The organism is Lentzea albidocapillata subsp. violacea, from assembly GCF_900100275.1.
In the GTDB taxonomy this organism is placed as follows: domain Bacteria; phylum Actinomycetota; class Actinomycetes; order Mycobacteriales; family Pseudonocardiaceae; genus Lentzea; species Lentzea violacea.
This window is the reverse complement of the sequence record NZ_FNET01000005.1, coordinates 1-19,835: the sequence shown is the minus strand read 5'-3', so window position 1 is coordinate 19,835 and position 19,835 is coordinate 1. Positions and strand designations below refer to the sequence as shown.

Annotated in this window: 18 protein-coding genes and 2 rRNA genes; 5 read left to right on the top strand and 15 right to left on the bottom strand. The window is 67.2% G+C overall.

Annotation, left to right across the window (positions count from 1 at the left end):
- Window positions 1–109 precede the first annotated feature (109 nt).
- Complete coding sequence (locus BLR21_RS12875) at window positions 110–1,528, top strand: amino acid permease (protein ID WP_090006093.1); 1,419 nt, start codon at window positions 110–112, stop codon at window positions 1,526–1,528.
- On the opposite strand, the gene BLR21_RS12870 is transcribed toward BLR21_RS12875, so the two are convergent.
- The 4 genes from BLR21_RS12870 to BLR21_RS12855 form a co-directional block, all read right to left on the bottom strand.
- Window positions 1,503–3,032 (bottom strand): DUF885 domain-containing protein, encoded by a 1,530-nt coding sequence (locus tag BLR21_RS12870; RefSeq protein WP_090006092.1) that lies wholly within the window; start codon window positions 3,030–3,032, stop codon window positions 1,503–1,505. The genes BLR21_RS12875 and BLR21_RS12870 overlap by 26 nt on opposite strands.
- A complete protein-coding gene (locus BLR21_RS12865; protein WP_338061043.1) occupies window positions 3,032–4,555 on the bottom strand; it encodes a DUF885 domain-containing protein in 1,524 nt (507 codons plus the stop codon). Before BLR21_RS12865 ends, BLR21_RS12870 begins: the two co-directional genes overlap by 1 nt.
- A 10-nt stretch (window positions 4,556–4,565) precedes the next feature.
- The gene (locus BLR21_RS12860) at window positions 4,566–5,612 is read right to left on the bottom strand and encodes an NAD(P)H-dependent flavin oxidoreductase (RefSeq protein WP_090006091.1); all 1,047 of its coding nucleotides are present in this window, start codon (window positions 5,610–5,612) and stop codon (window positions 4,566–4,568) included.
- Between the two features lie 73 nt (window positions 5,613–5,685).
- Window positions 5,686–7,155: a chitinase gene (locus tag BLR21_RS12855; protein WP_090006090.1), complete on the bottom strand. Its 1,470-nt coding sequence runs from the start codon at window positions 7,153–7,155 to the stop codon at window positions 5,686–5,688.
- Window positions 7,156–7,253: 98 nt separating this feature from the next.
- On the opposite strand from BLR21_RS12855, the gene BLR21_RS12850 reads away from it, so the two are divergent.
- Both BLR21_RS12850 and BLR21_RS12845 read left to right on the top strand, forming a co-directional pair.
- Entirely contained in the window at window positions 7,254–7,685 is a 432-nt protein-coding gene (locus BLR21_RS12850; protein WP_256334659.1) for a phosphohydrolase, read from the top strand.
- Between the two features lie 73 nt (window positions 7,686–7,758).
- Window positions 7,759–7,986, top strand: a complete 228-nt coding sequence (locus BLR21_RS12845) for a hypothetical protein (protein WP_030474388.1) — start codon at window positions 7,759–7,761, stop codon at window positions 7,984–7,986.
- A gap of 53 nt (window positions 7,987–8,039) precedes the next feature.
- Here BLR21_RS12845 and BLR21_RS12840 read toward each other — a convergent pair whose 3' ends face one another.
- From BLR21_RS12840 to lepA, 3 genes are all read right to left on the bottom strand, one after another.
- The gene (locus tag BLR21_RS12840) at window positions 8,040–8,651 is read right to left on the bottom strand and encodes a class I SAM-dependent methyltransferase (protein WP_090006088.1); all 612 of its coding nucleotides are present in this window, start codon (window positions 8,649–8,651) and stop codon (window positions 8,040–8,042) included.
- A 68-nt stretch (window positions 8,652–8,719) separates the two neighbouring features.
- The gene (locus tag BLR21_RS12835) at window positions 8,720–9,544 is read right to left on the bottom strand and encodes a DUF72 domain-containing protein (RefSeq protein WP_090006087.1); all 825 of its coding nucleotides are present in this window, start codon (window positions 9,542–9,544) and stop codon (window positions 8,720–8,722) included.
- 32 nt (window positions 9,545–9,576) lie between these two features.
- Window positions 9,577–11,412 (bottom strand): translation elongation factor 4, encoded by a 1,836-nt coding sequence (gene lepA / locus BLR21_RS12830; protein ID WP_090006086.1) that lies wholly within the window; start codon window positions 11,410–11,412, stop codon window positions 9,577–9,579.
- 83 nt (window positions 11,413–11,495) lie between these two features.
- On the opposite strand from lepA, the gene BLR21_RS12825 reads away from it, so the two are divergent.
- Window positions 11,496–11,924: a type II toxin-antitoxin system PemK/MazF family toxin gene (locus BLR21_RS12825; RefSeq protein ID WP_090006085.1), complete on the top strand. Its 429-nt coding sequence runs from the start codon at window positions 11,496–11,498 to the stop codon at window positions 11,922–11,924.
- Here the strand turns inward: BLR21_RS12825 and BLR21_RS12820 are convergent.
- From BLR21_RS12820 to BLR21_RS12800, 5 genes are read right to left on the bottom strand one after another with little or no spacing between them, the layout of a single operon-like run.
- Window positions 11,909–12,085, bottom strand: coding sequence for a DUF397 domain-containing protein (locus BLR21_RS12820; RefSeq protein WP_090006084.1), 177 nt, complete (start codon window positions 12,083–12,085; stop codon window positions 11,909–11,911). The two genes, BLR21_RS12825 and BLR21_RS12820, sit on opposite strands and share 16 nt — an antisense overlap.
- On the bottom strand, window positions 12,060–12,905 hold the full coding sequence (locus BLR21_RS12815; protein ID WP_090006083.1) for a helix-turn-helix domain-containing protein: 846 nt from the start codon (window positions 12,903–12,905) through the stop codon (window positions 12,060–12,062). The genes BLR21_RS12820 and BLR21_RS12815 overlap by 26 nt, the downstream gene beginning before the upstream one ends.
- A 59-nt stretch (window positions 12,906–12,964) precedes the next feature.
- A complete protein-coding gene (locus BLR21_RS12810) occupies window positions 12,965–13,807 on the bottom strand; it encodes a transglutaminase family protein (RefSeq protein ID WP_030474382.1) in 843 nt (280 codons plus the stop codon).
- Between the two features lie 2 nt (window positions 13,808–13,809).
- Window positions 13,810–14,757 carry an alpha-E domain-containing protein gene (locus BLR21_RS12805; protein WP_090006082.1) on the bottom strand — a complete coding sequence of 316 codons (948 nt, stop codon included), beginning with the start codon at window positions 14,755–14,757 and terminating at the stop codon, window positions 13,810–13,812.
- Between the two features lie 13 nt (window positions 14,758–14,770).
- Window positions 14,771–16,402: a circularly permuted type 2 ATP-grasp protein gene (locus BLR21_RS12800; protein ID WP_256334658.1), complete on the bottom strand. Its 1,632-nt coding sequence runs from the start codon at window positions 16,400–16,402 to the stop codon at window positions 14,771–14,773.
- An 89-nt stretch (window positions 16,403–16,491) separates the two neighbouring features.
- Between BLR21_RS12800 and BLR21_RS12795 the strand changes: the two genes are divergently transcribed.
- Window positions 16,492–18,654: a P-loop NTPase fold protein gene (locus BLR21_RS12795; protein ID WP_143027696.1), complete on the top strand. Its 2,163-nt coding sequence runs from the start codon at window positions 16,492–16,494 to the stop codon at window positions 18,652–18,654.
- Window positions 18,655–18,708: 54 nt separating this feature from the next.
- Here the strand turns inward: BLR21_RS12795 and BLR21_RS12790 are convergent, their stop codons facing one another.
- From BLR21_RS12790 to BLR21_RS12780, 3 genes are all read right to left on the bottom strand, one after another.
- The gene (locus BLR21_RS12790) at window positions 18,709–19,425 is read right to left on the bottom strand and encodes a hypothetical protein (protein WP_090006080.1); all 717 of its coding nucleotides are present in this window, start codon (window positions 19,423–19,425) and stop codon (window positions 18,709–18,711) included.
- Between the two features lie 96 nt (window positions 19,426–19,521).
- Window positions 19,522–19,638, bottom strand: a 5S ribosomal RNA gene (rrf, locus tag BLR21_RS12785).
- Window positions 19,639–19,746: 108 nt separating this feature from the next.
- Window positions 19,747–19,835, bottom strand: a 23S ribosomal RNA gene (locus BLR21_RS12780); the annotation flags it as partial.

The following is a 19,835-nucleotide window of genomic DNA, read 5'->3' as shown; positions in this document are numbered from 1 at the left end:
CAGCACGAAAAGCCAAAAATCGGTTCTCTGATTGGTGGGTTCGGACAAACCGCGTAACAGTTGACGCGATTAGGTTCGCCCGGACCCCACCAACCAGGGAGCTGACGGCATGACGACGCAGGGCGTGTTCCGGCGCAAGCCCATCGAACAGATCTCGGAGGAGAAGGGCGACGGGCTCACCAGAACACTGGGCCTGTGGCAGCTCACGGCGATCGGCATCGGCGGCATCATCGGCGCGGGCATCTTCTCGCTCGCGGGTGCCGTCGCGAACAAGACGGCAGGCCCGGCCGTGCTGATCTCGTTCCTCATCGCCGGTATCGCGAGCGCGGCGGCGGCGTTCTCGTACGCGGAGTTCGCGGGCCTGATCCCCAAGGCGGGCAGTGCCTACACCTACGGCTACGCGGTGCTGGGCGAGATCGTCGGCTGGTTCATCGGCTGGGACCTGCTGCTGGAGTACACCGCGATCGTGGCGGTGGTCGCGATCGGCATCTCCGGCTACTTCACCGAGCTCCTCAGTCTGCTCAACATCCAGCTACCGCAATGGATGCTGGGTGCACCAGGCACCGAGACAGGCGCCGTCGCCGCGGGCACGTACAAGGTGAACCTGTTCGCCGTGCTGCTGTGCCTGCTCATCGCGTACGTGCTGAACATGGGCATGAAGAACGCCGCACGGTTCGAAACCACGTTGGTGTACCTGAAGGTCGCCGTGGTGCTGCTGGTGATCGGCGTCGGCGTGTTCCACATCAACACCGACAACTACAACCCGTTCTTCCCGTTCGGCCTCACGGGTGCGCTCACAGGTGCGGCGACGGTGTTCTTCGCGGTGTTCGGCTACGACGCGATGTCGACGGCGGCCGAGGAGTCGAAGGACTCGCAGCGGCACATGCCGAAGGCGATCATCTACTCGCTCGCGATCTCCATGGTGCTGTACGTGCTGGCCTGCCTGGTGCTCACGGGCATGGTGAACTACAAGGACGTCGACGCGGAGTCCGCGTTCGCCACGGCGTTCGCGGACGTGGGCCTGCCCGCGCTGGGCATCATCATCAGCGTCGGCGCCATCCTCGGTATCACCACGGTGCTCTTCACGTTCCTCATGGGAGCGGCCCGCGTCGGCTACTCGATGAGCCGCGACGGGCTGCTGCCCCAGTGGTTCGCGAAGACGCACCCGGTGAAGCACGTGCCGTCGCGCATCACCTGGGTGCTGGGCATCGCCTCCGCGATCATCGCCGGTTTCCTGCCGATCGCGGAGGCCGCCGAACTCACCAACATCGGCATCCTGCTGGCGTTCGTCGTGGTCTGCATCGCCGTGATCGTGTTGCGCTACAAGCAGCCTGACCTGCCGCGCACGTTCAGGACGCCGGGCGTGCCGGTGGTGCCGATCATCGGCGTGATCTTCTCGATCTGGCTGATCACGTTCCTCAACCCGGAGACCTGGCTGCGGTTCGCGGCCTGGTTCGTGCTCGGACTGGTCATCTACTTCGCCTACTCGAAGCGCAACTCCGTCATGGAGAAGCAGTCCAGGAAGTGACGATCTGGTCGAGGGTGGAGAGCGGCACCGCGCCGCTCCCCACCACCAGGTCGTGGAACGCGCGGACGTCGAAGCGGTCACCCAGCTTCGTCTCCGCCTCTGCCCGGATGCGCTGGATCTCCAGGCGCCCCACCATGTACGCGAGCGCCTGGCCCGGCGTCTCGATGTACCGGTCGATCTCGGAGTCGATCTCGGGCTCGGTCATGACGGTGTTCTCCCGCAGGTAGTCGACGGCCTGCTGCCGCGACCAGCCGAACGCGTGGATGCCGGTGTCCACCACGAGCCGGCCGGCGCGCATCGCGTCGAGTCCCAGCATCCCGAGGCGCTGCTCGTCCGACGAGTACAGGCCCATCTCCTCGGCGAGGCGCTCGGTGTAGAGGCCCCATCCCTCCAGGTACGCCTCGATGAACGCGTACTTGCGCAGGTTGGGCAGGTCCGTCTCGGCGGCGATCGAGAACTGGTAGTGGTGGCCCGGCACGGCCTCGTGGAACGCCGTCACCTCGGACAGCGTGCGGCTGCGTTCGGTGGCGCCCAACGGGTTCAGCCAGTACGTGCCGGGACGGCTGCGGTCGGCGGGCGCGGGCTGGTAGAACGCGATGGCCGACGTGCGCTGCTCCTCCTCGGGCACGGCACGCACCTGGCAGCCGACGCCCGGCATGCGGCCGAACCACTTCGGCGCCTCGGCCTCCGCGCGGGCGATCGCCGCGACGGCGTTCTCGATCATCTGCTCTTCGTTGTCCCACAACATTTCCGTGCGCAGCCGGTGGAAGATCTCCGGCACGTCCTTGGTGCCCCACAACCGCGAGCCGATCTCCGCGTACTCCTCGCGCAGCGACGCGATGATGTCGAGCCCGAGCCGGTGCAGCTCGTCGGGTGTGCGGGAGGTCGTGGTGTAGTTGCGGACCAGGTTCGCGTAGTTCGCCTCGCCCTCGGGCAGCCAGCAGAGCCCGGCCCTGTCGTCGCCGCGGCCGTCCTCGATCGACGCCAGCACGTCGCGGAAACCGGCGACGGCGGTGCGGATGTCGCCTGAGTGCGCGCCTTCCCACTCCTGTGCCGGCAGGGCCAGGAAGGCGTCCATGCGTTGCACGCCCGTCTGGAGGTGCCGGCTCAGCGGCCTGCGGTCGGAGTCGCGCACCCGTTCCCCGGCCTGCTCGATGTACCGCGGGTACTTGTCGAGGCGCTGGGACACGTCCAGCTTCGAGGAGATCATGAGCAGGCTGTTCACCGGCGCGCTCATGGTCGCGACGGTGTGTTCGACCAGCCTGGCGTCGATGCGGTCGACGATCGCCCTGCCCTGCTGCCTGATCACCGCGAGCGTGACGGCGTCCTCGGTGTCGTCCGTCTCGGCCCTGCCCAGGAGGGCGGCGATCCGGTCGCGGTCGGTCCGCTGGCCGTCGACGCTCACGTCACCGAGCCCGTCCTCCCAGCCCGGCACCCCCAGCATCGTGGCCTGCAACGGCGAGTAGTCCATCATCGCCTGGAACATGTCATCAGCGAGCGACATCAGGCCCTCCTGGACCAGTCGGAAACGAGTTTGCCGAGCGTGGGCAACGGCACGATGCCGTTCTGCAGCACGAGGTCGTGGAAATCCCTGATGTCGAACCGGTCGCCCATCGCCGCCCTGGCCTCCTCGCGCACGCGCTGGATCTCCAGGCGCCCCACCATGTAGGCGAGCGCCTGCCCCGGCGCCTCGATGTACCGGTCGACCTCGGCCGAGATCTCCGCTTCGTCCATCGCGGTGTTCTCGCTCAGGTAGTCGAGGGCCTGCTGCCGGGGCCATCCGAGCGCGTGCAGGCCCGTGTCGACCACCAGCCGGCCGGCGCGCATGGCGTCGAGGCCCAGCATGCCCAGGCGTGCCTCGTCCGACGAGTACAGGCCCATCTCGTCGGCCAGGCGTTCGGTGTAGAGGCCCCAGCCTTCGAGGTAGGAGTCGATGAACGCGAACTTGCGCACGTTCGACAGCTCCGTCTCGGCGGCGATCGAGAGCTGGAAGTGGTGGCCGGGAATGGCTTCGTGGAACGCCGTCACCTCGGACACCGTGCGGCTGCGTCCGGTGGCGTTCAACGGGTTCACGAAGTACGTGCCGGGACGGGACCCGTCGAGGGCCGCGTCCTCGTAGTACGCGAACGCGGCGTTGTGGCGGTCGACCTCCGGCACGAACCTGATCTCACAGCGCGCCAGCGGCAGCCGCCCGAACCACTTGGGCGCCTCGGCCTCGGCCCGCGCGACGGCTTCGACCGCGCTGACGAGCATCTCGTCCTCGTTGTCCCACAACAGATCCGTGCGCAACCGCCGGAAGATCTCCGGCACGTCCGAGATTCCCCAGACCCGCGAACCGATCTCCGCGTACTCCTCGTGCAGCCCGGCGATCAGGTCGAGCCCGAGCTGGTGCAGTTCGGCGGGGCTGTAGGAGGCGGTCGTGTAGTCGCGGACGAGCCTGCGGTAGTTCTCCTCGCCGTCGGGCAGCCAGCACAGGCCCGCCTGCTCGTCGTCACGGCCCGGAAGGCCCAGCAGGACCTCGCGGTACTGGGCAAACGACGGGCGCAGGTCCGCGTCGCCCTCCCACTCCTGGCGCGGCGAGGCCAGGAACCGTTCGACGTACGCCGCGCCGTTCTCGACGTGCCGGCGCAACGGCCTGCGGTCGGTGTCGAGCAACCGCCGCCCGGCCTGCTCCAGCAGGCGCGGAACGAGGTGCCGCCGCCGTGAGAAGTCCAGCTGGGAGGCGAACCTGAGCAGGCTCACGACCGGCGCGTTCGTGCCCCTGGACACCGAGTGCTCGACCAGTCGCGCGTCGATGCACGTGATGATCGACTCGGCCTGGTGCCGGATCACGTCCCGCGAGACCTGGTCCTCGTCACTGCCGTCGAGGCGGCCGAGGATACCGGTCAACCGCTGCCGCAGCGCCTGATGACCGTCGACGCTGACGTCGTCGAGCCGGTCGTCCCAGCCGGGGACACCGACGAGCGTGGCGAACAGCGGGTTCCAGTCCATCATCGTCTGGAACATCTCATCGGAGAGCGAGGTCACGCCCTCCTTCTTAGCCGCGCGGGAACCGCTCTGCCAAGGAATTGATCGTTTCCGTCAGCTCGGCACCGATCCGCCGCACCAGCTCACCCGCGGGTTCGGCCGTCGCGAGCGGGTACGTGGTGCCCGCCCACAGCGACATGACCTCCACCTCGCCGGTCGCGCGCACGGGCCTCGTCAGGTGGTGCACGTTCGGGTACGCGGCGGGCGCGTGCGGGCCCTGCTCGATCAGGAACCGGTTGACCAGTCCCCGCGCGGGCCGTCCGCTGAACGCCCTCGTGAGCGCGGTACGCCTGGCCCCTTCGGCGAGCGCTTCCCGTTGTGCCGCATTGGTTCCCGCCTCCGGGCAACCGAGGAACGCGGTGCCGAGCTGGGCCGCGACCGCACCCGCCGCCAGCACGGCGGCGACGTCGGCGCCGGTGACGAGGCCACCGGTCGCGATCACCGGCAGGCCGACGGCTCCGCGCACCAGCCTGATCGCCGCAAGCGTGCCGTACAGGTCACCGCCACCGGGCGAGACGCCGTCGTCGACGAACGTGCCGCGGTGGCCGCCCGCGTCCGAGCCCTGCACGCACACGACGTCGGCGCCGATCTGCTGGGCCTGCCGTGCCTCGCTGGGGGTGGTGACCGTGACGACGATCGTGGCACCGGCCGCCTTGAGCCGGTGCACGTCGTCGACGTCGGGCAGGCCGAACGTGAACGACACCACGGGCACCCGCAGGGCCAGGACGAGTTCGAGCTTCGCCGCGTAGTTGTCGTCGTCCCAGCGGGGATCGCCGGGTGTCGCGCCGACCTTCTCGGCATAGGACGTGACGCGTTGCACGTACGACGAGATGTCCGCTGTCGGCCGCGTGCCGGGCACGAAAAGGTTGACCCCGAACGGTTTGCTCGTGAGCTCGCTGGTGCGCGTGATCTTCTCCGCGAGCTGCTCGACGGTGATGTACCCCGCCGCGAGGAACCCGAACCCGCCTGCTTCGCTCACCGCGGCGACCAGCTCGGGGGTGGAGGGGCCACCTGCCATCGGCGCGGCGATCACAGGCACGGCCAGCGTGTGGAACATGAGGGACAACCTAGTTGGATCGGACGGTCGGCGCCACGTCCACTGTGGACGAGGCGCCGACCGGTTCCATCATCTAGGGCAGGGAGTCCAGATGAGGGGCGACCGTGTTCGCGAACTGCCAGTTGTTGGAAGCGTCCCAGTTGATCGACCACGTCATGGCGCCGCGGATGGACGGCCACGTCGTGCTCGGCTTGAACGTCCCGCAGTTGGTGCCACGGGCGAGGCAGCTGAGCGCGTTGTTGACGTTGGACGGCGACTGGTAACCGCCACCGGCACCGGACGGCGACGCCGGCAGACCGAGGCCCACCTGGTCGGCGCGCAGACCGGACTGCAGCTGGATGCACGCGAGCGCGGTCAGGAAGTTGACCGTGCCCTGGCTGTGGACCTGCTGGTCACAGCCGAGCATCGTGCCGGAGTTGTAGTACTGCATGTTGACGATCGTCAGGATGTCCTTGGTGGCCAGCGCCAGCTTGAAGTACTCGGCGTTGACGTTCTGCATGTCGATCGTCTGCGGCGCCATGGTGATGACGGTGCCGCCACCGGCGTGGATGCTGCGCAGCGCCTGGCCCATGTACTGGGCGTTGACGCCGTTCTCGAGGTCGATGTCGACGCCGTTGAAGCCGTAGCTCGAGATCAGGCCCTTGACGCTGTTGGCGAAGTTCGTGGCCGCCGTCGAGTTGCCGACGCTGATCGTGCCCTTCTCACCGCCGACGGAGATGATCACCTTCTGACCGCGGTTCTGCACGGTCCTGATGTCGGCACGGAACTGCGCGTCGGTGTAGCCGCCGAGCTGGCTGCTCAGACCGGGGTCGAGGTTGAACGCGACCTGGCCCTGCACCGCCGTGGCGTCGGCGAACGAGACCGCGATGATGTCGTAGGTGGTGGGGACGTCCGCCAGCTTCAGAGCGCGCGCACCGTTGTAGAAGTTCTGCCAGTAGCCCGTCAGGACGTGCTTGGGCAGACCGGTGTTCGGCGGGTTGCTCGTCGTGGTGGTGGTTGTCGTGGTCGTCGTAGTGGTGGTGGTCGACGTCGTGGTGCTCGTGGTCGTCGGCGGGGTGCCGGGGCCGTCGAGGTTGACGTCGTCGGCGTAGTACGTGGGCTGGCCGTACCAGCCGTGCAGGTAGATCGTGACGCTGCTGGCACTGCCGGAGTTGAAGTCGACGGTGAGCTGCGAGAAGCCGCTGGAACCGGGCGTCCAGGTGTTCTTCTCCACGCCACCGGTGACGCCGAGGTAGACGTAGCTGCCCTGCACCCACGCGGACAGCTTGTAGGCCGTGTTCGGTTGCACCGTCACGGTTTGCTGGCACCGTGCGTTGCTCTGCCCGGCGGGAGCGCCCTGCAGTGCGTACGTGCCGGTGCGCTTCGTGCTGTTGGTGACGCTCGTGCCCTCGGTGCAGGTCCAACCGCTCAGGTTGCCGGCCTCGAAGCCGCTGTTCGCCGCGAGGTTCGCGGCGGCAGCGCTCCCGTTGATCACCAACACCAGACCGGCGCAGGCTAACAGCGCGGACAACAGCGCTATGGCTGCTCGTCTGGTCTTGGACATGGTCCACCTCCACACATCATGCGGCGGCCATGTTGTGAGTGGACTAAAAATGGACTAGACCACTGCCTCCGGTCAAGCCCTGGTTTAGCTTGATGTCCGTGTTCACCCTCGAAGACGCCATCGCGATCGCCACCGCCGCCCACGAGGGCCAGGTCGACAAGTCGGGCCGGCCGTACATCGGACACCCGTTGCGGGTCATGGCAGCCGTGACGGGAGAGCACGAGCAGATGGCCGCCGTCCTGCACGACGTCATCGAGGACACCCCGGTGACGGCCTCCGACCTGCTCGCCCGCGGCTGTCCCGCCGTCGTGGTCGACGCCGTCGTGGCGTTGTCGCATCTGCCGGAGGAGCCGCAGGAGGACTACCTGCGGCGCGTGGCCGCGAACCCGTTGACACTCTCCGTGAAGCGCGCGGACATCGGCGACAACCTCGCACCCGCCCGCATGGCCCGGCTGGACGAGGCGACGCAGGATCGCCTGAAGGCCAAGTACGCGCGGGCGCTCAGGTTGCTCGACGAGTACGTGAGCTAACTCGCCTCTTCATCGGTACAGGTCGCTTGAACAGGGTGTATTATAGAATCGTAACCAAGATTGGAAGGACACGATGACCCGCCACGACCTGTCCGTGAAGTCCCTGCGCTCGAGCCTGGCTTCCCGCCGTGCCGCTCGCACGAAGCGCCAGAGCCTGGAACGGCAGTTGGCCAGCTACACCACCGAGAGCGACCGGCTCGAACTGGACGCCATCCTGTCGCGCCACAGCGCGGAGGAGACCGGCGAGCTCCGCTCGATCATCAACCGCCAGGCGATGGACCGTTTGCTCCGTTCCGCCTGACGAGTACCCCTTGGGCCACCCCGGCAACGTTGCCGAGGGTGGCCTTCGCGTTTCTAGAACAGCCGCTTGAGGGTCAGGACGTTGTCCTTGCGCGTCTCCTGCTGACCGTCCGGCCCGGTGAGCGGCCGTTCCACCACCTCGTCGGTGACGGTGATCCAGTTGTCCTTGAGCGCGAGGTGGTCGAGCACGTCCTTCGTCGTCGGGAAGTAGTAGTCCTGGTGCTCGGACCACGACGGCGCGCCCGCGTGCCCGCCGATGATCAGGTAGCCACCCGGCGCCACCGCCTGTGAGGCCTTCTTGAGGATGCTGTTGCGCTCCCCGTCCTCCTCGACCGGCGAGTGCAGGAACTGGGCGCTCACGAGGTCGTACCGGCCCTCGGGGAACGTGGCCTTGAGATCGTGCTGCTCCACCGAGATCTCGACACCGGCGTCGTACGCGTGCTTCAGCGCCCGGTCGAGCGCGACCTGCGACACGTCGACGCCCAGCACCCGCCAGCCCCGCTTCGCCAGCCAGACGGCGTCACCGCCCTCCGCGCACCCGATGTCGAGCGCGCTGCCGGGCGTGAGCCGTTCGGCCTCGCGCACCAGCAACGGATTCGGCTTCCCGGACCAGACCTGGTCCCGCTCCGAGTAGAAGGTCTCCCAGAACTCCTGCGCTGTCGTCATGCTTCCAAGGTGCCGCAGACCATGCCGAACTGGCAATCAACGTTGCTGATTCAGCAACGCCAGGTCGCTCAGAACAGGGTCGCGGGCTCAACCGGCTCGGGCTCGGGCAGTGCTTCGAGGCTGGGCACCAGCGCTCGCACCTCGTCGTGGAACCGGCGGGCGAGCGCGGGCGCGTCGTTGTTGTCGGGGGTGTGCACGAACACCGTCGGCGACCTGCCCTCCCGCAGCCAGCCGGCGACCACCGCGGTCCACGCCCGCCACCCCTCGACCGTCTCCTCGACCGAGTCCCGGCCCAGGTAGCGGACGATCGGCTGGTCGGTCAGCACCTGCGTTCGCCGCGGCAACCGCGGTTTCCTGCCCCAGGCCTCCCGCTCGGCCTCGCTGGTCGGCGGGCTCTGGAAGAAGACGGTGGTGTCGAACGGCACCCACTCGGCGTCCGCGCCGGCGAGCGCCCCCTCCAGCAGCGACGTCGCTGCGCCGTCGGTGAAGAACAGCGGGTGACGCACCTCCACGGCACGCCGGAGGCCGGCGGGCAGCCTGCGCAGAAAGCGGGCCAGGGCGTCGACCTCCGCCGGGACGAACGAGCCGGGCAGCTGGGTCCACAGGACCGCACGCTCGCCGAGAGGTTCGATCGCGTCCAGGAACGCCCGCATCTCGGCCTCGACGCCGACCAGGCGTCGCTCGTGCGTGACGACCTTGGGCAGCTTGACCACGAACCGGAAGCCTGGGTCGGTCTGCCCCGCCCAGGTCGTGACGGTCTTCCTGGCGGGCGTCGCGTAGAACGTGGTGTTGCCCTCGACGGCGTTGCACCAGCCCGCGTAGGCCCGCAGTCGCTCCCCGGCAGGGTGCGACTGCGGCAGGAACCGCCCGAGCCACGCCTTGTGGTTCCACATCGCGCAGCCGACATGAAGACGTGCCACCGCGCCTACTTCTTGCCCTTCGGCTCATCCGTGGACAGCGCGGCGACGAAGGCCTCCTGCGGCACCTCCACCCGCCCCACCATCTTCATGCGCTTCTTGCCTTCCTTCTGCTTCTCGAGCAGCTTGCGCTTACGGGTGATGTCACCGCCGTAGCACTTGGCCAGCACGTCCTTGCGGATGGCGCGGATCGTCTCGCGGGCGATCACGCGGGCACCGATCGCGGCCTGGATCGGCACCTCGAACTGCTGCCTGGGGATGAGCTCACGCAGACGGGTCGCCATGCGCGTGCCGTACGCGTAGGCGTAGTCCTTGTGCACGATCGCGCTGAACGCGTCGACCGTCTCACCCTGCAGCAGGATGTCGACCTTGACGAGCTCCGCGTCCTGCTCGCCGGACTCCTCGTAGTCCAGCGACGCGTAGCCGCGGGTGCGCGACTTCAGCGAGTCGAAGAAGTCGAAGATGATCTCGCCGAGCGGCATCGTGTAGCGCAGCTCGACCCGGTCCTCGGAGAGGTAGTCCATGCCGCCGAGCTGGCCGCGCTTGGACTGGCAGAGCTCCATGATGGGGCCGATGTAGTCGGACGGAGCGATGATCGTGCACTTGGTGATGGGCTCGTAGACCTCGGCGCGCTTGCCCTCCGGCCAGTCGGACGGGTTCGTCACGACGATCTCGGCGCCGTCCTCCATCACCACGCGGTACACGACGTTCGGGGCCGTGGAGATGAGGTCGAGACCGTACTCGCGCTCCAGGCGGTCGCGGGTGATCTCCAGGTGCAGCAGGCCGAGGAAGCCGCAGCGGAAACCGAAGCCCAGCGCCGCGGAGGTCTCCGGCTCGTAGGTGAGCGCGGCGTCGTTGAGCTGGAGCTTGTCGAGCGCCTCGCGCAGCTCCGGGTAGTCCGAGCCGTCGACGGGGTACAGGCCTGAGTAGACCATCGGACGCGGCTCGCGGTAGCCGGCCAGCGGCTCCGTGGCGCCCTTGCGCTCCGACGTGACGGTGTCGCCGACCTTGGACTGGCGCACGTCCTTCACGCCGGTGATCAGGTAGCCCACCTCGCCGACGCCGAGACCCTGGGACGGCTTGGGCTCCGGCGAGACGATGCCGACCTCGAGGATCTCGTGGGTCGCGCCCGTCGACATCATCTTGATGCGCTCGCGCGGCGTGATCTTGCCGTCGACCACGCGGATGTAGGTGACGACACCGCGGTAGGTGTCGTAGACCGAGTCGAAGATCATCGCGCGGGCCGGGGCGTCGTCCTGGCCGACCGGGGCCGGCACCTTCTTCACGACCTCGTCGAGCAGCGCGCCGACACCAAGACCGGTCTTGGCGGAGACACGCAGCACCTCGTCCGGCTCACAGCCGGTGATGTGCGCGATCTCCTTCGCGTACTTGTCCGGGTCCGCGGCGGGCAGGTCGATCTTGTTCAGCACCGGGATGATGGTGAGGTCGTTCTCCATCGCCAGGTACAGGTTCGCCAGCGTCTGCGCCTCGATGCCCTGCGCGGCGTCGACCAGCAGCACGGCGCCCTCGCAGGCCTCCAGTGCGCGGGACACCTCGTAGGTGAAGTCGACGTGGCCAGGCGTGTCGATCATGTGCAGGACGTGGTCCTGCCCGTCGAGCTGCCACGGCAGGCGCACGTTCTGCGCCTTGATGGTGATGCCGCGCTCACGCTCGATGTCCATGCGGTCCAGGTACTGCGCACGCATCGCCCGCGCGTCGACCACGCCGGTGAGCTGCAACATCCGGTCGGCCAGCGTCGACTTGCCGTGGTCGATGTGCGCGATGATGCAGAAGTTCCGGATGAGCTCCGGCGGCGTGAAGGTCGTGTCGGCGAACGAGGTCAAGGCAGTCCTCAACAGGAAATCGGACGGGTGTCCCCTTATGGTCCCATAGAGGCTGACGTGCTCTGCACCACTAGGGTGCGTCCGTGCAGACGAACGGTGAAGACCCCCGCCCGGCCAAGGGCGCGGTTCGCGAGATTTTCGACGCGGCAAGGGCCGCCAAGCTGGACTACTCCCCCACCATGGACGGCGACGCCGACCCCGGCGAGGTCGTGTGGGCGTGGGTGCCCTTCGAGGAGGACGCCACCCGCGGCAAGGACCGTCCGCTGCTGGTCGTGGGGCATGCAAACGGCGATCTCGTGGCGCTGATGCTCTCCTCGAAGGAGCCGCGCGACGACTTCCTGGACCTGGGCGCGGGCGCCTGGGACCGCGACGGCCGCCCGTCGTACCTGCGCCTCGACCGCGTCTTCGCCCTCGACTCGGACGACGACATCCGGCGTGAGGGTGCCGTGCTGGCACCCGCCGCCTTCGGCCTGGTCGTGGACGCCCTACGCGACCGTCACGGCTGGCGCTGAACGAACGCCCGCCACGCGGGTGCGCTGAAGGTCAGCGTGCCCGCGCCGGCGTTCTTGGAGTCACGAACCAGCACGTCGTGACCGAACGCCACTTCGACGCAGTCGCCGCTCTCCGTCGCATCGCTGTAGCTGCTCTTACGCCAGGTACGGTCCTGAGACATCGAGATCTCCTCGCGGTTGGCCGACGTACTCCGCCAGCTTGCTCCGCGATTGTCCCGCATCCAGGGCAACCTGATCCAGGTGGTTGAAGAGGAGCCGGGTCCGGGCGATGGCCCCCGGATCCTGCACGAACAACTTTGCGAGGTCGGTCTCACCGAACGCGACCGGGTACGCCTTCTCGTACTCCCACAGAACGCAGCCGGATGACGGAATCACGATGTGCGCGGGCACGACGCGGATGAGATGCGCGTCGAAGAGGAGCCGGGCGTACTGGTCGGCCATGATCGAGGCGTCCCCGATCTGCAGCCTCAACGCCAGCTCATGGACGTAGAACAAGCACTTCGGCCCGTTGTGCCGCCGCAGGATCGCCTGGCGTTCCCCACGGAACCGCACGAGGTCCGGGATCCGCTCCTCAGCCACGAATCCGCCTAGCCGATAGAGGGCATCGGCGTACTCCGGAGTCTGAATCAGCCCCGCCAGACCGTTCGAGGTGTAGTTGGTCAAGGTCTTGGCGGTGGACTCCGCGAACACGAGTGTCCGCAGATCGTCGTGCATCTGAATGACGTACTCGTCGAACGCCTTCTCGTAGCGGCGCCGGAACATCTCGAGGTAGTCGGCGTCCTTGCCACACGCGGTCAGGAACTGCACGAGGTCGACCTCGCTCGCACGGGCTTTGCCGTGCTCGATGGTCGACATCTTGCTCGGATCCCAGCCAAGCCGAATGGCCATCGCGCGGCCGCCCAGGTCGGTGCAGGTCTCCCGCAACCGACGCAGTTCGTCGCCGAGTTCCCTGCTGTGCGCGGTCGATGTGATCACAGTCATAGCCCGAAAGTAGGCTTTGACCCTGGTCCAAAGAAGGCGCTCATTCGGGTGAAAACGTCCTAGGCAAGGCGCGTGATGTCGACCGTCACCTCCAGCGCGGTGGCCGCCCCACCCGAGTAGATCCCCTTCAACGGAGCCACATCCGCGTAGTCGCGCCCGAGCGCCACCCAGATGTGCCGTGGCCCGACCGGCATGGCGTTGGTCGGGTCGTACCCCCACCACCCGCCGGTCCATGCCTCGATCCACGCGTGCGACTCGCCACGCACCGTCTCTCGCAGCGCGCCGTCCTTCTTCGTGTGCAGGTACCCGGAGACGTACCGCGACGGGATCCCCATACCGCGCAACAACACCAACGTCAGATGCGCGAAGTCCTGACACACGCCCTTACGTTCGTGCCACGCGTCAACGGCCGAGCTGTGCACGCCGGTCGAACCAGGCTGGTACTTCAGCTGCTCCCATACCCACTGCGAGGCAGCCAGCACGGCCTCGGACGGCGTCTTGCCCTTCTTGAGCTCACGCGCTTTCGCCAGCAACTCACGGTTGCGCGGCGTGTAGCGCGTCGGTTCCAGAAACTCCGTGTACCGGTCGAGGAGGTTCTCCTCGCGCATGTCCGCCCACGTCCCCGTGGTCACCGGCTCGATCACCGCACTCGTCTCGACGACCGACGACGCGACGACTTGCAGTTCCTTGTGTGGCGCATGGAGGTCGAACGACGTGACCTCCGTGCCCCAGTAGTCCGTGTATCGGTACGCACGAGTCGCCGGCGTGGTCTCGACGCGTGAGACGACCACGTTCTGACGGCGGTCACCGCGCGGTGTCAGCCGTGCCTCGTTGTACGACTGCATGACCGGTGCCTCGTACTGATAGCCCGTCGTGTGCACGACACGCACTCGCCAGCTCATGGTCAGCCCACCTCGGTGTTCGTCCAGGCGACCCACGGGGACACGTGGAAGTACTGCGTCGACACGGCCTCACCGACGTCACGTACGGTCTTCTGCAACGCAGAAAGACGTTTCGGCAGGTCAGGCAGCAGATCGTGCGGCCTCAAGAACTCCAGGTCGCTCCGTGCCTTGCCGAGCAACCGCAACGCCTCAGCGCGCGCACCGACGCGCACGGACGGTTGGTTCTCCAGCTGTTCCAGACACGACTCCGCCTGCCTCAGCGCGTGGAACACCGACCGCGGGAACAGCCTGTCCAACAACAAGAACTGCACCACTCTCGACGCGTCCAACGCGCCGCGGTACGTCCTCAGGTACGTGTCGTGCGCACCGGCCGACCTCAGCACCGTGACCCATCCCGGCGAAGACGCCTTGTCGCCCACACGAGCCAACAGCAGCCGCACGATCATGTCGACGCGCTCGACAGAGCGTCCCAGCACGAGGAACCGCCACCCGTCGTCCCGTGACATCGTGGAGTCCGCGAGCCCGGCGAACATCGCCGCCCGCTCCTCCACAAAGCTGAAGAACGCGTGCGGCCCCATCGTGCGCGCGTAGGTCTCCCGTTCGGCAACGGCGTTCCACATCGCGTTGAGGCACTCCCACATTTCGGTCGACACGACCTCACGAGCACCACGCGTGTTCTCGCGCGCGCTGTTGACCGACGACACGATCGAACTGGGGTTGTCCTTGTTGTACGCCACCAGTTCCGTCAACGACCACACGTCGAACTGGTCGGCACCCTCAGGCGGTGTGATGCCCAGAACCGTCAGCAACTGCCGTGACGTGGCGTCCGGGTCGACGGTCGCGTCCTCCAACAGCTGATGGACCGAAACGTCCAGGATGCGCGCCGTGTCGTCCGCCCGTTCGACGTAGCGGCCGATCCAGTACAGCGACTCAGCGTTGCGTGCCAGCATTTCGCGCGCCTCCCTACTGCTGCTGTTGTTGCTGTTGCTGGGAAGTGGTCAGCTCCGGCCCCTGCTCAGCCGCCGCAGCCTCCATTTCGGACGGACCGGCGAGCCCAGGCTGCGCCAGCTCCCGTTCCTGCGTGGACGACTTGGCCGCCAGCACCCAGGTGTCCTTGGACCCGCCGCCCTGTGACGAGTTCACGATCAAACTGCCCTCCGGCAACGCGACCCGCGTCAACCCACCGGGCAACACGAAGATGAAGTTGCCGTCGTTCACCGCGAACGGCCGCAGGTCCACGTGCCGGGGCGCCAGCCTGTCGCCCACCTTGGTCGGCACCGTGCTCAACTGCACCACGGGCTGCGCGATCCACCCGCGCGGGTTGCTCTTGATCCGCTTCCGCAGCGAGTTCAACTCCCGAACCGTAGCGTCCGGCCCGAACACGATCCCGTACCCGCCAGACCCCTCGACGGGCTTCACCACCAGCTCGTCGAGGTGGTCGAACACGTGCGACCGTTCCTCGGAAAGCCAGCACCGGAACGTGTCCACGTTGGGCAGCAACGGCTTCTCGCCGAGGTAGTACTGCACGATCTCCGGCAGGTAGGTGTAGACGAGCTTGTCGTCCGCCACCCCGTTACCCACAGCGTTGGCGACAACGACGTTGCCCGCCCGCGCCGCGTTCAACAGCCCCGCGATGCCCAGCACCGAGTCAGGCCGGAAGTGCACGGGATCGAGGAAGTCGTCGTCGATGCGCCGGTAGATGACATCGACCTGCCGCTCCCCCTCGGTCGTCCGGAGGTACACGAAGTTGTCGCGGCAGAACAGATCCCGCCCCTCGACCAGCTCCACACCCATCTGCCGCGCAAGCAGCGAGTGCTCGAAGTAGGCGCTGTTGGCAAGGCCAGGCGTAAGCACAACAACGTTCGGGTCCACGGCGTTGGGCGCGGCAGCGTTCCTCAGAGCCCTGAGCAGGTGAACCGCGTAGTCACCCACAGCGCGCACACGGTGCCGTGCGAACAGATCAGGAAAGACCCGCGCCATCGTCCGCCGGTTCTCCATGACGTAGGAGACGCCGGACGGGCACCGAAGATTGTCTTCGAGCACCCGGAACGTCCCCTGCTCGTCCCGCACCAGGTCCACACCCGAGACGTGGATGCGCACCCCGTTGGGCGGACTGATGCCGGCCGCCTCCCGATGGAAGTGCTCGCAGCTCGTGATGAGACGCCGGGGCAACACTCCATCCCGGACGATCTGCGCGTCACCGTAGATGTCCGCGAGGAACATCTCCATCGCGCGCACCCGCTGAACGATGCCCTTCTCGAGCTTCGACCACTCAGTCGCGGTGATGATCCGCGGTATCAGGTCGAGCGGAAACGGCCGCTCCTGACCACTGAGCGAGAACGTGATCCCTTGGTCAACGAAGGCTCTGCCAAGGGCTTCGCTTCGCGCGTTCAGCTCGTTGACCTGCGACGGAGCCACCGACTCGTACAGCGCGCGGTACGCACTCCGCACCCCGTTGTCCGTGGAGAACATCTCGTCGTAGGCGCCGGCATGTGGCCGTTCGGGATTCAGATAGCCGTTGAAAAGCTCACCGAGCCTCGGCGTGGTGACCGTGCGGCTGCGGCGCAGTCCTGAGGTGCGGGCTCGGTGCTCCATGGTCCACATCTTCACCCTGTTCAGGCCGATTTCGCACTAGTCCGACCGGACAGAAACCTGCCGGAAACGAAACTCGGTACTTTCCAGGCGTGATCTCAGCCGACGCGCCAGACATGGAACTCGTGCACACGATCCGCTTCGGAGCCCCCATCACCGGCATCACCGTCCTCGATCCGGCGCAGCCGCAGCTCGTGGTCCAGCTCGCTGAAGGCGGGGCGGAAATCGTGGATCCCCTCACGGGCGAGCACACGCCGTCCGAGTTCAGGCGACGTTCGGGCAGCGCGGTGCGGTCGGTGCGGATCGAGGAACTGACCGTCCGGGCCGAAGGCACCGCGATCGTCGTGTTCCGCGGCCGGGAAGTGATCACCGAGCTGACCGGCCACACCACGCCGGTCATCTCGCTGGACGTGTTCCCAGCTGCGGGCGGACCGCTGGTGGCGTCCGGCAGTGAGGGCGGATCGGTGCGGATCTGGAACCCTCGGACCGGACAGGAGGTCGGCCGGAGCAGGTCGACCAGGGTCTCGGTACTGGCCACGTTTCCTGGCCCGGACGGGCGGACTCGCATCGCCTCCGGTGGCAACACCGGCAGGCTGCGCATCTGGGACCCTCAGCTGGCGGCACCTCCTCGTACCGGACTCGTGTCGACGCGCGGGTTCAGCGACCGCGTGGCGCGCCAGGACCTGCTCGACCGCGGTGCGCTGGTGCAGGCGCTCAAGCAGATGCTCGACCCGAGGGACGACGATCCACCCACCGTGATCACGGTCGAGGGCGCGTGGGGTTCGGGCAAGAGCACCCTGCTGGACATGGTCAAGGGTGAACTGGCCACGCCGCCTGCCGAGGCTCCGAAAGGACGACGACTGACGGTGGCCGGCGCAGATCGCAGGTTGTGGCGGTGGTGGCATCGGCAGCCGGTGGCGACGAAGCCGAAGCCGAAGCCGTTGGTCGTGTCTTTCAACCCGTGGCGGCACCAGTCGAGTGAACAGGTGTGGGCGGGGCTCGCGAAGGCCGTGACCGAAGCGGCGGAAACGGCGATCATGCCGCATCAGAACGCACGCGAGCGGTACTGGTTCACCCGCAACGCCGAACGCGTCGACCGCCGGCACCTCCAGCGCCAGCTGTGGAAGCGGATCTTCTCACCGCTGCTGTCGTTGGCGGGGCTGGCTTTCGGGCTGTCGGTGCTGAACGCGTTGACCAACCTGAAGCTCGGCTGGGCATGGTGGGTGACCGTCGGTCTGGCCTCGGCCGGATTGCTGCACACGGGCCTGAGGTACCTGTTCGGGCGTGCGTCGGCGTTCCTGCCGGGTGAACTGTTCGCCGGACCGGTCGTTAGCAACGCTTTCGCAGGTACCACAACGGATCCGTTGATCCGCGACCCTTACTACAACGCGCGTGCCGGCTATCTGTACCTGGTGCAGCACGACGTCCAGGCGTTGCTGGAGGACCTCAACGTGCATGGCTACCAGCCGATCCAGCTGATCGACGACCTGGACCGGTGCACGCCCCGCACGACTGCGCAGGTGTTCGAGGCGATCAACGTGTTCCTGTCGGACGACTTCCCCGCCACGAGGTTCGTGCTCGGCCTCGACACCACCGTCGTCGCATCGCACGTGGACCACGCCTACAAGGAGCTCGCCGACGCGAAGATCGTGACGCACCCGGACGACCCGAGTCCTGGCTGGACGTTCCTGCGCAAGCTCGTCCAGCTCCCGGTGCGCCTGCCTCGCACGACCGCGGACGACATCGGCCAGGTCCTGCTCTCCCAGCTCGGGCCGGTGCGCAGGGACGAGCGGACATTGACCCAACCCGAGCACAGTAGCGGCGGCACCCTCGGCGGCCTCCCTTCGCTGCCCGAGATCGAGCAGGAGATCGTCGCCATCGAGCGGCACACCGAGGTGCGCGACCACCTGCGTCGCCGTCTGAGCGCTCAGCCCGAACACTCGGTGCGCGAGGAGAAGCGGCTGCTGAACGTGTGGCAGTTCTATCTGCGCGTTCTCAGCACCGTGGACGTCACGCAGGCAGGTCATCTCGTCGCCGTCGCTGAGATCGCGGTCCGGTGGCCGGCCTACCTGCACCGCCTGCGAGGTGGATGGCAGGACCTGGCAGACGCGGTCGACGACGACGTCCAGTGGGGCGCAACGATCGCCAAGCTCGGGTTCGCCTATTCCGATCGCGAGGCCGCTGCGAATCTGCGCGAGCTGCTGCTCGACTGCGATGCGCAAGCGGTTGCGAGGCTGGCAAGCAAGTTGTTCTGAACGTTGACCGGACCCACTACCCGACCAACGATGCATGACGAGCCCCCTAGCTGCTCAGCAGGTCCAGCCCGAAGCCGGTGACGAACAGGAGGAACCCGAGCCAGCGCAGCTGATGGCCGTGCAGCCGTGGTTCTCCACACGGAACACGGCCTCGCGCTGGTCGACGAGCTTCCGCTCACGAGGCGGCAGGCCGTCGCGCACGAACTCCTTGACCCGGTCGAATACGTAGCCGACCTGCTTCGCGCATGGCTCCTCCGCGTGGGCGTCGGTGCAGGCGTGCGCTCGCGGCAGGTCACTCAGCACCGTGTTCCGCAGGTCCTCGATCATGGGTCCGGTGAACCACGGCTGGTCCGGCAAGTACCGGCTGCCGTGGCGCACCAGCTGCCACCGGCGGGTGTCCCCGTTGACCTTGCTGATGGATCCGATCCTGGTGATGAGCCATTCCGAGATAGCTCTTTGTAGTTCCAGAAGCTGGCCGGCCTCGTGCATCCGCGAGCGCCAAGCCCGGAAGTCGCTGACCTTGGCGGTGGCCCGTGCGCCGATCGCACGCAGCCGGTCCGGCCCGACCAGGTCGAGGATCACCACGCAGCCCGCCATGAACTGCATAAGCTTGCCGGCGCGGCCCCACCACACCATGGACAGGCCCCACAGTGTCGCGCCTGACGTCTGCTTGCCGGAGAACCAGATGGCCAGGACCGTCCCGATGTCCCGATGGGTGACGGCCACGAGGGCGGTGACGGCGGCGAGTCCCAGCAGTCCGAACCACTTCACGGGGCCAGCATCCCAGGCTGATCAAGCACGTTGTTCTGTACGCAAAAAAAGCCCTGCGGGGAGCGCTTGTGGCGCTCAACCCGCAGGGCAAATTAAGTTCGGCGGCGACCTACTCTCCCACACCGTAACCAGTGCAGTACCATCGGCGCAGAAGGGCTTAACTACCGGGTTCGGAATGGGACCGGGTGTTTCCCCAACGCTATAACCACCGAAACACTATGGAATTCAACCTGAACCCCGAACCAGCAGAAACAACCTGCCGGCGGGTTCGACCGGTCCTGGTTGTTCTTCCAGAACCGCACAGTGGATGCGTAGCGTCTTTGTAACAAGTCCTCGGCCTATTAGTACCAGTCAGCTCCAACCGTTACCGGTCTTCCACCTCTGGCCTATCAACCCAGTGGTCTAGCTGG